Source organism: Acuticoccus sp. I52.16.1, assembly GCF_022865125.1.
Classification (GTDB): Bacteria; Pseudomonadota; Alphaproteobacteria; order Rhizobiales; family Amorphaceae; genus Acuticoccus.
Genome location: NZ_CP094828.1, coordinates 3388670 through 3402400, shown reverse-complemented (window position 1 = coordinate 3402400; position 13731 = coordinate 3388670). Strand labels below are relative to the sequence as shown.

Below are 13731 nucleotides of genomic sequence, written 5' to 3'. Positions count from 1 at the left end.
CCCGCACATGGACCAGAGGCTGGCGGAGATCGAGCGCAAGGTGTTGTGGCTGTCGCAGTGGATGATCCACTCCGCCAACCACCTGCGCGAGGGTGATGCCATCAAGGTGGGCGGCCATCAGGCCTCGTCGGCCTCGATGGTGCAGATCATGTCCGCGCTGTACTTCCACGTGCTGCGTCCGCAGGACAAGGTCGCGGTCAAGCCGCACGCCTCCCCCGTGTTCCACGCCATCCAGTACCTCGCCGGGCGCGAGCCGCTGGAGCGGCTGCAGGCCTTCCGCGGCTACGGCGGCGCACAGTCCTACCCCTCACGCACCAAGGACCGCGGCGAAGGCGGCGCCCCGATCGTCGACTTCTCGACCGGCTCGGTCGGCCTCGGCGTCGCGGCGACGGCCTTTTCCTCGCTGATCCAGGACTATATCGCCGCGAAGGGCTGGTCCGGGGATCGCAAGATCGGCCGCATGATCGCCCTCGTGGGCGACGCGGAGATCGACGAAGGCAACGTCTACGAATGCCTGCAGGAGGGGTGGAAGCAGGGGCTGCGAAACACCTGGTGGGTGATCGACTACAACCGCCAGAGCCTCGACGGCGTCGTGCGAGAGGGGCTGTACGCCCGCATCGCCGAGGTGTTCAAGGCGTTCGGGTGGGACATCGTCACCATCAAATACGGCGCCCTGCAACGCGCCGCCTTCGCCGAGGCGGGCGGCGAGACGCTGCGCCGGTGGATCGACGCCTGCCCCAACCCGCTCTACTCCGCGCTCTCGTTCCAGGGCGGTGCGGCCTGGCGCAAGCGGCTGACGGCCGAGATCGGCGACGAACCCGGCATCGCGGCCCTGCTGGAGCGGCGGTCGGACGAGGAGCTGGGCCGGCTGATGGCCAACCTCGGCGGCCACTGCATGGAGACCGTGATCGACGCCTTCCAGTCGATCGACCATGATCGCCCGGTCGTCTTCATCGCCTATACCGTCAAAGGCTGGGGCACGCCGCTCGCGGGGCACAAGGACAACCACGCCGGGCTGATGACCCCGCCGCAGATGTCCGCCTTCCAGCTCGCGATGGGGGTGCCGAAGGGCGAGGAATGGGACGTCGCCGCCGGCCTCGCGCTCGACGAGGCGGCCGTGCGCGAGTTCATCGCGCAGACGCCCTATTTCGGCACCCGCCGCGATGCCCCCACGCCCGCCGCGGTGGAGCGTCCGGCGCTCATCCCGCCGGGGGACAAGACGATCTCCACGCAGGCCGCCTTCGGCAAGGTGCTGGACGAACTCGCCCGTGGCGGCGGCCCGTTCGCCGAACGCGTCGTCACCATGAGCCCGGACGTGACGGTGTCCACCAATCTCGGCCCCTGGGTGAACCGGCGCGGCCTCTTCGCGCGCGAGGCAATCGCCGACTCGTTCCGCCAGGAGCGCGTCCCCTCGGCGCAGAAGTGGCAGTTCTCGCCCGAGGGCCAGCACATCGAACTCGGCATCGCCGAGATGAACCACTTCCTGGCGATGGGCGCCGCCGGCCTCGCGTTCGAGCACTTCGGCGAGAAGCTCTACCCCGTCGGCACCCTCTACGACCCGTTCATCGCCCGCGGGCTCGATGCGATGAACTACGCCTGCTACCAGGACGCCGCCTTCCTGCTGGTCGCGACCCCCTCGGGCATCTCGCTGGCACCCGAAGGCGGGGCGCACCAGTCCATCGGCACCCCGCTGATCGGCCTGTCGCAGCCCGGCCTCGTCTCCTACGAGCCCGCCTTCGCCGACGAGCTGACGGTGATGATGGAGGATGCGTTCGACCGGATGGCCGGCAGCGGCGGGCCGGGCAACGAGCGCGCCACCTACCTGCGCCTCACCACCCGCCCGCTGGAGCAGCCGATCCGGCCGATGACCCCGGCACTGCGGGCGGACATCCTCGCCGGCGCCTACTGGCTGCGCGCGCCGGGGCCGAGCGCGGAGGTCGTCGTCTGCGTCCAGGGCGTCGTCACCGCCGAGGCGATCAACTCGGCCGTCCTCATCGCCGACGGGCGGCGCGACGTCGGCATCCTCGCCGTCACCTCCGCCGACCGGCTGCACACCGACTGGCAGCTCGCCCGTGCCGCCCGCCGTCGCGGCGAGCGCCGCCTCGCCCACGTCGAGGAGATCATGGAGGGCCTGCCGCGCCACTGCGGCCTCGTCACCGTGCTCGACGGGCATCCGGCGACGCTCGGTTGGCTGGGCGGGGTCGCCGGGCACCGCGTGGTGGCCCTCGGCGTCGAGGCGTTCGGCCAGACCGGCACCATCGCCGACCTCTACCACCACTACGGCATCGACGCGGAAGGGATCGCCGCGGCGGCCGACGAGCTGGCCCCACGCCGGCGCATCGGCCTCGCGGTGTAGCGCCGCGCGTCGGCCGCGCGGGGGAACGCCCCCCGCCCGGGCACGTTGCCGCCTCGAGATGGGCGGCACGTCATGGCGACCGCCCCGGCGCGCGCGTTCGACGTCGCCGGCCGCGTCAGTTCGAGCCGCCGACCTCGCGGCGCTGGCGGCGCGCCTCGGCGGCCTTGCGGCGGCGCTCGCGCACCTCCGCGCTCACCGGCGTCGGCGCCGACGCGGCGGCCGGGCTGGCGGCTTTGCGGGCACGACGCGGCGGCGCCTCGGCCAGCGGCTTGCGCGTCACCGCCACCGGCTTGGGCGGGGCATCCGCCACCGCCATGATCGCGTCCCGGTGCTTGGCGATCTCGTTCGCCGCCGTCCGGTGCATCGCCTCCGACGGGTAGAGATCCACCTTCACCGAGGTTTTCCCGTCGGTCACCGTGTACGGCATACCGTCGTCGCTGACGATCTCCAGGCTGTACTCGAAGATCGTCTTCAGCTCCTCCCACATGTCCCGATCGACACAATGCGGAAACTTGAAGAGATCGCGATAGGTGCGCTTGGTGAGTTTCCGCGCCGGCCGGTCGCTGAAGTACATGATGACGGCGGGGCGCCCCAGTGCCGCCTTCAGCTCCCTGTAATCGTCGAGGATGAACTGCTGGCCCTTGCGGATCTGCTCCACCACCTCGGCGAACGGCAGCTGCTTGAACGCCGTGCGATAGCCGACGCCGCCGCGCACGTTCGTGCCCACCTGGAGCCCCAGCCCGTCCTTCTTCACCCGCATGGTGCGCCCGGTGATGCGGGTGAACCAGTCGTTCGAGTGACCGTCCGCGCCGCAGACCTGGAAGATCGGCACCGCCTTGGAGGTGGCGAGATAGTTCAGGAAGTCCGGCCGTTTCATGTACATGAAGGGGTTGCCGCCGGCGGTCCCCAGGTTGTGGGCGCGGATGCCATGCTCGTCCTGGAGCAGCGTCGTCAACGGCTTGTCGACGAAGCGGCCGAATACACGCGCCGATCCGACGAGGTTGAAGTCCGCCGGCTCGTCGATCGGCCACTCCGGACCCCGGAGGGAGAAGTCGAAGCGCTCGAAGAGCTTGTAATCGAAGAACGCCGCATCCCGCTCTTGGTACGCCTCGTTGCCCATCAAGACCTGTCCTGTTTCCGTCGAGCGGCATCATAGTGAGCCGAGGGCGGGCTGCGAAGGGGCGGCGGCGCCGTGGATGGTTGTTATTCCTCAGGCGCGTGGCCACGTTTGCCCGGCGTGGCCGCTTTGCATCGCCGCAGGGGCCGCATCGCCCTTGCGCTGCGCCTCGTCACGGGCGATGGGGCGGAACCTTCCTTCCCGGGCGACGGTTTTCCCGCCAATGATGTCATCGACAATCAAGCAATTCGGCCGCCGCACCCGTCAGGCCTTCAGCCTCGCGGGGCTCGCCTCCTCGGTGCTGCGCCGCTCGGCCGTGCGCCGCTTTCCCGCGCTCTCGGTGGAGGAGCGGCTGGCGATGCTGCCCGCGACCGCACCGGTCGACACCAGCCTCGCGATCCGCTGGAACGACAATCACATCCCCTTCGTCGAGGCGGGGTCGGATCGGGACGCGGCCGTGGGCCTCGGCATCGTCCACGGGCACCTGAGATTGGCGCAGATGGAGCTGATGCGGCGCATCGCGCTCGGCCGCGTCGCCGAGGTCGCGGGCAGCGCCGCGATCGAACTCGACCGTCTGGTGCGGCTGATCGACTTTCCGCGCGCGACGGAGGCCTCGCTGGCGCTGATGCCGGCGGCCACCCGCGCCTGGGTGGACGGTTTCGCCGACGGCATCAACGCCGCCGCCGAGGCCCGCCTGCCGCCCGAGTTCGAGACCCTTTCGATCCCCTACGAGCCGTGGACGGCCGAGCAGCTCTTCGCCGTCTCGCGCCTGTGCTCGGCGGACTATGCGTGGAAGGTCTGGCGCACGCTGAACCCGCTGCGCGAGGACCCGGAGTGGGCGCGCATGTGGTCCGAGCTGATCGGCATCGCCGCCGTCGCCGACGAGGACATCCCCATCGGCGCCGACAACCTGGAGGACGCCCTCCCCAACGCGTTCGACCGCGCCGGCTCCAACGCGCTCGCCGTCGCCGGGTCGCGCACCCGCTCGGGGGTGCCGATGCTGGCGTGCGACCCGCACCACATCATCACAGCGCCGAACCTGTGGCTGATCGCCGGCGTCCGCACGCCGGAGATCGACGTGTGGGGTTTCATGATCCCGGCGCTGCCGATCTTCGGCGTCGGCCGCAACCAGCATGGCGCCTGGGGCGGCACCAACCTGCACGCGACCTCGTCGGAACTGGTCGACGTGTCGGCCGAGCCGCTTCAGGACCGGACCATCGCCATCAAGGCCGGCAAGGCGACGCACGAGCTGGCGGCGCGCGAGAGCGCGTTCGGCCCCGTGGTGAGCGACGCGCACGCCTTCAACATGACCTCCGGCACCGTCGCGCTGCACTGGATGGGGCACCGGCCGAGCGACGAATTCACCCCCTTCCGCAACCTCATGCGCGCCTCTTCGTGGGAGACGTTCGCGGACGCGGTCGACGGCTGTGCCCTTCCCGGCCTCAACATGATCTGGGCCGATCCGGCGGGGCACATCGGCAAGATGGTCGCCGCGCACATCCCCTCCCGGCCGCTGGCGACGCCGGGCGACCTCGTCGTCGGCCCGGCCGAGGCGCACCGCCAGTGGGCCCGCCTGCTGACGGGGCGCGAGCTGCCGATGAGCCTCGACCCGGCCGACGGCTACGTCGTCTCCTCCAACGAGGCGCCGGTCGACCCGCCGGTGACGATCAGCCTCTTCTTCGCCGCCGACCACCGCTTCCGCCGGATCGGCGCGCTCCTGGCCGAGCGGGACGATCTCACCGCCGCCGACCTCAAGGCGCTGCAACAGGACGTGATGCACGCCCCCGCACTCGCCGTCGCCGAAAAGCTGAAGCTGACCGCGTCCGACATCGGCCTCGCCGGCCCGGTGATGGACGCCATCGCCGCCTGGGACGGGCGCTACGGCGTCGACTCGGCCGGCGCGCTGGCGTTCGAGCTGGTGAGCGAGCCGCTCGTCGAAACGCTGGAGGAGCGCTCGCCGCAGCGCTTCGTCAGCCCCTACTGGCGCCCCTTCTCGCGGCTGGAACGGCTGGTCGACGCCGCGACCAAGGCCGACCTCGTCGACGCGCTCAAAGCCGCCGTCGAGAGCGCCGCCGCGCCGTTCGAGACGCACCGCACCTGGGGCGGGCTCCACAAGGTGCGCCTGTCGCACCCGTTCACCAAGCTGCCGTGGCTGGCGGCGCGGCTGCCGACGATCGAGTTCCCCTCCGGCGGCTCCAACGACACGGTGATGAAGTCGATGCACCCGTTCACGCAGAAGGTGCACCACACCAACTTCGGCGCCAACGCCCGCTTCGTCGCCGACCTCGCCGACGAGGACGGCACATGGGCCGTGCTCCTCGGCGGGCAGGACGGCTGGCCGGGATCGCGCACCATGTTCGACATGCTGGGCGCCTGGCGCCGCGGCGAGCAGATCCGCCTGCCCTTCTCAGAGGCCGGCCTCGCCGAGGACTTCCGCCACCCGACGCCGATCGCCCCACCCGCCCCGGCAGGCCCCGATGCTTGACGCGACGCCGCTGCTGCGCGGCTACGGCAAACTGCGCGAGAAGCGCCGCACCCGCCACTCGGCCGCCGTCACCCAGGAGCGCCAGCTCCTGCGGCTGGTGCGCCGCGCCGCCCGCACCCGCTTCGGCCGCGACCACGATTTCGCGTCGATCCGCTCCGTCGCCGACTTCCAGGCCCGCGTGCCGCTGCGCTCGTTCGAGGACTTCAAGCGTGACTACTTCGACGCCGCCTTCCCCGTGCTCGACGACGTCACCTGGCCGGGGCGGATCCCCTACTTCGCGGTCTCTTCCGGGACCTCCAGCGGGCGCACCAAGCACATCCCGGTGACACGCGAGATGATCCGCTCCAACGCGCGCGCCGGGACCGATCTCCTCGCCCACCACGTCGCCCGCTATCCGAGGAGCGACGTCCTGGGCGGAAAGTCGTTCATGCTGTCGGGCTCGGTGGCGATGACGGAGCTGGGCGAGGGCATCAAGGCGGGCGACCTCTCCGGCATCGCGCGGCTCGAGAACCCGCGCTGGTCGAACCCGTTCGTGTTCCCGTCCATCAAGGAAGCGCTGGAGGCGGACTGGGAGACCAAGATCGACCGGCTCGCCCGCCTGTCGCTCTGCGAGCCGATCCACTGCCTGGCCGGCACGCCCTCCTGGCTGATCCTCTTCTTCGAGCGGCTGGCCGCGGTCTCCGGCCGGGCGCGCGACGTGCGCGCCTTCTATCCTGGCCTCAACCTCCTGGTTTACGGCGGCATGAGCTTCGCGCCCTACCGCGACACCTTCGCCGACTGGTGTCCGAGCCCCGAGGTGGACTGGCGCGAGGTCTACTCGGCGTCCGAAGGCTTCGTCGCCTCCGCCGACCGGGGGATCGACGACGGGATGCGCCTCAACACCGACATCGGCCTCTTCTTCGAGTTCGTGCCGATCGACGAGTGGGAGGCGGAGACCCCCACGCGCCTCACCCTCGCCGACGCGCCGGCGGGCGAGTACGGCATCGTCCTCTCCACCTGCGCGGGGCTGTGGGCCTACAAGATCGGCGACGTGGTGGAGCTGATCCCCGGCGAGGTGCCGCGGGTGAAGGTCACAGGGCGCACCTCCTACTACCTCTCGGCCTTCGGCGAGCACCTGTCGGGCCGCGAGATCGAGGCCGCCGTCCTCGCCGCAGCGCAGGACGCCGGCCGGCACGTCGCCGAATACACCGTCGCCCCGCTCTACCCGGACGCGGGCACCAGCGCCGGCCGACACCTCTTCGTGGTCGAGCTCGACGCGCCGGCCGACGCGGCCCGCTTCGCCGACATCCTCGACCGTACGCTGCAAGAGGGCAACGAGGATTACGAGGTCCACCGCCGCGGCGACTATCAGCTCGAGGCTCCGCGCGTGGTGTTCGTCGCCCCCGGCGCGTTTACCGACTGGATGCGCGCCCGCGGCAAGCTCGGCGGACAGAACAAAGTCCCGCGCGTGGCGACGTCGGAAGACGTTCGTCAAGATGTTATGAAACTCGCCGCCGGTTAGACCGTTCATTCTTCATTCGGGCAACCGGTAGATCCCGGCGACCCGCAGCCGACATTTCGCGCCAAAAGGAGAGGCCGCCCGCATGGACGACGTCAGCTACGAGCGCGTTCAAGTTCCCACCGCCAACCCGTTCGTCCTCACCGACTACGGGCAGACCCACACCACCACTCCGATGGCGGCCGAGTTCTACACTCCCGCCACCCTCCCCCCGCCCTACCCGGCCGTGGTCGTCTCCGAGGGCCTCGGAGGGGTGAAGAATGCACGCGAGCGGCGCTATGGCCGCTTCCTGGCGCAGCACGGTTACGCCGCGCTGGTGGTCGATTCCTTCAAGACGCGGGGGTTCGAGAATGCCGCCCACCCGATCCGCGCCATCAACGTCACCGAATCGATGATGCTGGCGGACGCCTTCGCCGGCCTGCGCTGGCTGGCCGAGCGGCCCGACATCGACGCCGGCCGCATCAGCAATATCGGCTTCTCCTACGGCGGGATGATCTGCGTGCTGACGGCCTACGAGCAGCTGCGCCGCCTCTTCGTGCCGACGCACGACAAGTTCGCCGCCCACGTCTCCTACTACGGTCCCACCGTGCCGCGGTTGGAGGACTACGCGACCACAGGCGCGCCGGTGGCGATCCTCAACGGCGAGCTGGACAACAACTTCCACCCCAAGCGGCTCGACATGATCGCCCAGGATCTGAAGAACGGCGGGTCGGAGGTGGAGAACATCGTCTTCCCCGACACCTACCACCAGTGGGACAGCGACGACGTCGTGCGCCGGTTCGACCGCTTCAACATCCGCGACCTGGGCACCTGGATCGACCCCGAACAGACGATCATCGACGAGAAGAGCGGACGCAAGATCACCAACTTCGCCACGCGGCTGATGATGATCGCCGGGTCGGTGAGCCTCAAGGGCTTTCACCTGCTGCGTGACGAGGCGGTGATGCGGAAGACCGACGAGATCCTGCTGCGAACCATCGCGGCCGGCGGCGCGCAGGACAGCGGCACGCTCGACCCGCCGGCCCGTTGCGCCTGACACCGGCCTTCCGGAACACCAAAGTCCTGGTGAAATCGGCCAACGGCTTGGGACGAGGCGACGATTTCGGCTACACTCGTCGGGGCATGACGGAAGGAGCCCCGATGCGACCACCGCCCTCCCGGCTGTCGGACTACGTCCTCAGCGAGACGTTCACCACGCGCTGGGCGGACAACGACATCTACGGCCACATCAACAATGCGGCCTACTACGGCTTTATCGACACGGCGGTGAACCGCTTCATGATCGCCAAGGCCGGGATCGACATCCACTCCGGCCCGGTGATCGCGCTCGTGGTGGAGACGGGCTGCCGCTATCACGCACCGATCGCCTTCCCCCAGGACGTGGTGGTGGCGCTGAAGGTGGTGCGGCTCGGCAATTCCAGCGTCACGTGGCACGCGGGCCTGTTCGAATCGCCGGCCTCTCCGGGGGACACCGCCGCCGCCGAGGCGCACTTCACACACGTCCTCGTCGACCGCGAGCAGCGCCGGCCGATCGCCTGGCCCGATCAGCTGCGCAACGCCCTCACCAGCGCGATGGGCCAGGCCCGTACCGACGAGCCCACCGCCTGAGGCTCAGCGCAGCCCCAACCCGCGGGCGATGATGCCGCGCAGGATCTCCCGCGTCCCGCCCCGCAGCGAAAACGACGGGGCGTGCAGGACCGCATAGTCGAGCACGGCTTGGTAGTCGCCCTGGCCCTGCCCATCGCCGCGGCCGCCCCGTGGCACGAGAAGCCGGGCGATCTCCGGCAGATCCTGCTCGAAGACGGCGCCGAGGTCCTTCACGATCGTCGCCTGAAGCGATGGGTTCTCCCCCGCCTGCAACAGCCCCGCCACCGAGCGCGACATGCGCCGGAGCGTCACCAGGTGGGCCGTCAGCCGGCCGATGGCGACCTTTGCCTCGCGCGACGGATCGGCCGCGGCGGCGTGGATCAGCTCGGTCAGCACCGCGAAGGTCGACAGGAAGCGCTCCGGGCCGCTGCGCTCGAACGCCAGTTCGCCCATCACCTGCGCCCAGCCGCCGCCGCGGGTGCCGATCAGCGCCCCGGCCGGCACATGGACGTCGCGGAAGGACACCTCGTTGAATTCGTGCGCGCCGGCCATGTTGTGGATCGGGCTGATGGTGATGCCGGGGGTGGCGAGGTCGATCAGGAGCTGGCTGGCGCCGCCGTGACGGTCGTCCGACGCCGCCTCCGTCTTGCAGAAGAGGATCATGTAGTGCGCGAGATGCGCGTTGGTGGTCCACACCTTGGTGCCGTTGATGACGAAGCCGCCCTCCACCGGCTCGGCCCGCGTGCGCGCCGCGGCGAGGTCCGACCCCGAGTCCGGCTCGGACATGCCGATGCAGAAGTAGCACTCCCCGGCGGCGACCTTCGGCAGGATCTCCTGGCGCTGCGCCTCGGTGCCGTATTGCAGGAGCAACGGGCCCGACTGACGGTCGGCGATCCAGTGCAGCCCCACCGGCGCGCCCGCGGCGAGCATCTCCTCGCTCACCACGTAGCGCTCCATCGCGGTGCGGCCGTGCCCGCCGTAGCGTGCCGGAAAGGTCATGCCGAGGTAGCCGGCCGCCCCGCAGGCGCGCGAGAACGCGGCGTCGTTGCCCATCCAGGAGCGGATGCGCTGACCCGGCCGGTGGCTGCCGATGGTCTCGGCCAGGAAGGCGCGCACCTCGCGGCGCAGCTCGCTGAGGGCGGGGTCGTCGGCCGGCGGCGCGAATGCGATCTGGTCCATGGCTCAGGCCTCCGCGGCGCCGGACGCGGCGTCGTCGAGCGCCGTCACCATGGGCCAATAGCCGGAAGCGCCGGCCGCCAGCGCCGCCTCCCCCAGCACCAGCGCCCATTGCGCCTCGGTGCCGAACTCGTCTCGCCACGCCCACAGGCGCTGGGTGTAAAGGTGCAGCGCGTGTTCCTCGGTGAAGCCGATGGCGCCGTGCACCTGATGGGCGAGGCCGGCGGCCTTGGTCGCCGCCTCGCCGGCGCGCACCTTGGCGACGGCGGCCAGCGTCCCGGCATCCGGTCCGGTCAGCCGCTCGGCGGCCATATCGGCCGCGGCGCGGGCGGCGGCGGTCTCGCTGGCGATCTGGGCGAGGCTGTGCTGAACCGCCTGGAACTTGGCGATCGGCCGGCCGAACTGCACCCGCTCGCCGGCATAGGCGAGCGTGCGGGCGAGCAGCGTCTCCAACGCGCCGGCCATCGCGACGCTGCGCAACGTGGCGCCGATCGCGAAGAGGCCGGCAAGGCCCACCGGCGCGGGGCCGAACCGGTCGGGCGGCACCGCGGTCCGCACCACCACGTCGTCGCGCGGTTCGCGGGCGAGGTTCATGCCGCGCTCGGTCGCGTAGTCGGCGGCGCGCAGGTGCACCACCAGCGGGCGCGCCTTCACCATGACCACCACCGCGAGCCCGGCCGCCTCCGTCGCATAGGGGACCGCCGCGAGCCGGCCTTCGACGTAGAGCGCGCCGTCCCCCTCGGTGGCGGCGAGCGTGTCGCCGGCGGCGAAGCTGAGCGGCCCCTCCGGAACCGCGAGCCCCGCCTCGGCCAGGAGCCAGTGCGCCACCATCGTCTCGCCGATCGGCACCGGGGCGGCGTGCGCGGCGGCGGTTCGCACGATCCCCAGCGCGTCGGCACTGGTGATGCCCTCCTCGCCGTAGGTCAGCGCGGCGGCGAAGCCGGCCTCCTCGACCCGCGCCCACAGGGAGGCCGACCAGGCGGGGGCGGAGCGCGCCCCCCGCGCCGCCGCCTCGGCATCCGCGAAGACCTGGGCCGCGGAATCGGTCAAGAGCGTGTCGGACATATCCTCGCCATCGGCCTGCGCCGGTTTGCCCGGCGACGTCGTTCTCGTCTCGACAATCCCACACGCCTGCGCCCAAGGAAAGCCGGCGGACAGCCGGTTTGCCCAATGTTACGCCAGCGTACTATTGTCGCCTCGCCCACCCCGAACGCACGAGCCCCGCCCGGCCCGCCCGACAGACCGACCCGGAGACCCGAGTGACCCCGCCGCGTGGCGTCCCGACCAGCCGGCTCCTCTTCCGCGACATCGCTCGCCTGCGCGCCAGACTGTTCGATCGGATGCTGGAGCCGCACGGCATCACGTCGAGCCAATCCTCGGTCATCGCCCACCTCGTCGCCGAGGACGGCCTCACCCAGTCCGAGCTCGCCGCCCGGCTGGAGATCGGTGCCGTCGCCGCCGGCGGCCTGGTCGAGCGGTTGGAGACCCGCGGGCTCGTCACCCGCCGGACCGACCCGAAGGACCGGCGCGCCAACCGCGTCCACCTCACCGACGGCGCCCACTCGCTGCTGACGGCGACGGCGGACGCCATCGCCGCCATCGACGCGATCGCCTACGCCGGCTTCTCCGCCGAAGAGGTCGCTGTGATGGAAGCGCGCCTCGACACCATCCGCGGCAACCTCCACGCCGCCCTCGCCGCCTCGTCCCCACGCGATGCGGCGGACTGACCCCAGGACCCCATGGATACCGAAGCCCCCCTCGGCCCGTTCAAGCGCCTCACCGCCGTCACGCTGACCCTGCTGGCGGTCTTCGGCCTGGCGGCACGCATCACGGGGCACCGCGAAACGGCGGCGATCGCGGCCGTCCTGCTCATCGCCTTCCTCCTGGTGGGGCAGACGCTGATCTCGCGGCGCGAGCGGATCCTGGCGAGCGTCGCGGTGGGGCTGGCGATCCTCGGCGCCGTCGCCCTGCCCAACCCCGGCGCGGTGATGTGGGCGGGGATTCAGCAATCCTTCTTCCTCGCCGCCTTCATGGTGCTGATCGGCATCATGCGCGAGCCCGCCTCGACCTCCATCGCCGTAGACCAGCTCGGCCGCTACCTCACCCGCCAGCCGCCGACGCGGCGCTACGGGGCGATCGCCATCGGCTCGGCGGTGATGGCGGCGCTCGCCAATGTCGGCGCGCTGGCGCTGCTGGCACCGCTCATCCAGGCCGGCGTCAACGCCGCCCGCGAAGCCGGCGACACGCCGGAGATCTCCGCGATCAAGGAGCGGCGGCAATACACCGCGACCCTGCGCGGCTTCGCCATCGTGGTCCTCTTCTCGCCGACGACGGTGACGCAGGCGCTGCTGGGCAACCTCTTCCCCGGCGCGGCACACGCCTCGATCATGCTCGTCGGCTTCGTGCTGGCGATGATCTGGCTCAGCGCCGGGTGGGCCGAGGACCAGCTCGAAGGGCGCCTCATCCGGCGCGGCCTCGTCGGCACCGGAACGCTGCCGCAGCGCCGGCCGCCGCTGCCGCTGCCGCGCACGGCCCTGCGCGATCTTTCGCTCGTCGTCGCCGCCCTCGTCGCCGCCGCCGGCCTCCTCGCGCCTCTCCTGCACATCGAGGTGGTGCCGGCGCTGATGCTCACCTCCCCGCTCCTGACCCTCGTCTGGATCACCACGCAGAACGCCCACCTTCCCCCGCGCGAGCGCTCCGCCGTCGTCCGCGCCCGGATGGGGCGCATCGTCACCCGCGCCATCCCCCGCTCCGCCCCCGAAGCGGTGACGCTGGCCGCCGCCGGCTTCATCGGCACCATGCTCGGCGCGCTGATGCCGACCGACGCGCTGGCCTGGTCCCTCGGCCTCGGCCCCCTCGGCAAGATCTTCATCATCGCCGCGATCCCGGCCCTGGTGATCCTCGCCGCACAGATCGCGCTGACGCCCATCGTCGTCGCCGTCTGCCTCGCCGCGTCCTACCAGGCGCTCGGCGCGCTGCCGATCTCGCCGCTGGCGATGGTCCTGTCCCTGTCGGTCGGGTGGGCGATGTCCCTCACGGCCTCGCAGTACACCGCCGCGCCGCTCATCCTGAGCCGCCTCACCGGCATCTCCACCTTCCGCCTCTCCTGGGAATGGAACTGGATCTACAACCTGATGATCTACACCGCCTCGGTCCTCGTCATCGGCCTTGTCGAGACGGTCCTGACTTAGGTTCGACGGTTCGACGGTCTGACCGCGGCGCCGTGGCGAGCGGAACCGCCGAAGCGAGGGGTTTCCCCCCTCGCGCTCCCTCCGTCTCGCCGACGGGCAGCCGTTCAGTTCAGATGTCCGAAGACGACATCTGCCCTGACCGGCAGCTTCGAGCCTGAGGAGAAGGACGACGGCGTCAAGCGCCCGTCCTCGCCATGCTCGCCCTGCGGGCTGCGCGTGTCTGCGGGCGCGCGCTTGACCCCGCCGCCCTCCTCCGGGGAAACGCCCTCGTCTAGAGCGCGTTCAGGAAAAGTGGAGCCGGTTTTCCGCCCGGAACGCGCG

At 71.0% G+C, this 13731-nt stretch carries 10 protein-coding genes; 7 read left to right on the top strand and 3 right to left on the bottom strand.

What is annotated here, in order from left to right:
* Nucleotides 1–7: 7 nt before the first annotated feature.
* Nucleotides 8–2356: a transketolase gene (locus tag MRB58_RS15340; protein WP_244777994.1), complete on the top strand. Its 2349-nt coding sequence runs from the start codon at nucleotides 8–10 to the stop codon at nucleotides 2354–2356.
* A 115-nt stretch (nucleotides 2357–2471) separates the two neighbouring features.
* Here MRB58_RS15340 and MRB58_RS15335 read toward each other — a convergent pair whose 3' ends face one another.
* Nucleotides 2472–3476 (bottom strand): DUF6473 family protein, encoded by a 1005-nt coding sequence (locus MRB58_RS15335; protein WP_244777993.1) that lies wholly within the window; start codon nucleotides 3474–3476, stop codon nucleotides 2472–2474.
* Nucleotides 3477–3696: 220 nt separating this feature from the next.
* Here MRB58_RS15335 and MRB58_RS15330 point away from each other — a divergent pair, with 220 nt between their 5' ends.
* The 4 genes from MRB58_RS15330 to MRB58_RS15315 all read left to right on the top strand — a co-directional run bounded on the left by MRB58_RS15330 (nucleotide 3697) and on the right by MRB58_RS15315 (nucleotide 9064).
* Entirely contained in the window at nucleotides 3697–5958 is a 2262-nt protein-coding gene (locus tag MRB58_RS15330) for a penicillin acylase family protein (RefSeq protein ID WP_244777992.1), read from the top strand.
* On the top strand, nucleotides 5951–7459 hold the full coding sequence (locus tag MRB58_RS15325; protein ID WP_244777991.1) for a GH3 auxin-responsive promoter family protein: 1509 nt from the start codon (nucleotides 5951–5953) through the stop codon (nucleotides 7457–7459). Before MRB58_RS15330 ends, MRB58_RS15325 begins: the two co-directional genes overlap by 8 nt.
* A gap of 82 nt (nucleotides 7460–7541) precedes the next feature.
* On the top strand, nucleotides 7542–8492 hold the full coding sequence (locus MRB58_RS15320; protein ID WP_244777990.1) for a dienelactone hydrolase family protein: 951 nt from the start codon (nucleotides 7542–7544) through the stop codon (nucleotides 8490–8492).
* 104 nt (nucleotides 8493–8596) lie between these two features.
* Entirely contained in the window at nucleotides 8597–9064 is a 468-nt protein-coding gene (locus MRB58_RS15315) for a thioesterase family protein (RefSeq protein ID WP_244777989.1), read from the top strand.
* 3 nt (nucleotides 9065–9067) lie between these two features.
* Here the strand turns inward: MRB58_RS15315 and MRB58_RS15310 are convergent, their stop codons facing one another.
* Nucleotides 9068–10222 (bottom strand): acyl-CoA dehydrogenase family protein, encoded by a 1155-nt coding sequence (locus MRB58_RS15310; RefSeq protein WP_244777988.1) that lies wholly within the window; start codon nucleotides 10220–10222, stop codon nucleotides 9068–9070.
* A 3-nt stretch (nucleotides 10223–10225) separates the two neighbouring features.
* Complete coding sequence (locus tag MRB58_RS15305; protein ID WP_244777987.1) at nucleotides 10226–11284, bottom strand: acyl-CoA dehydrogenase family protein; 1059 nt, start codon at nucleotides 11282–11284, stop codon at nucleotides 10226–10228.
* A 194-nt stretch (nucleotides 11285–11478) separates the two neighbouring features.
* On the opposite strand from MRB58_RS15305, the gene MRB58_RS15300 reads away from it, so the two are divergent.
* On the top strand, nucleotides 11479–11946 hold the full coding sequence (locus MRB58_RS15300) for a MarR family winged helix-turn-helix transcriptional regulator (RefSeq protein ID WP_244777986.1): 468 nt from the start codon (nucleotides 11479–11481) through the stop codon (nucleotides 11944–11946).
* A gap of 12 nt (nucleotides 11947–11958) precedes the next feature.
* A complete protein-coding gene (locus tag MRB58_RS15295; protein WP_244777985.1) occupies nucleotides 11959–13410 on the top strand; it encodes a hypothetical protein in 1452 nt (483 codons plus the stop codon).
* The last annotated feature ends 321 nt before the right edge of the window (nucleotides 13411–13731 follow it).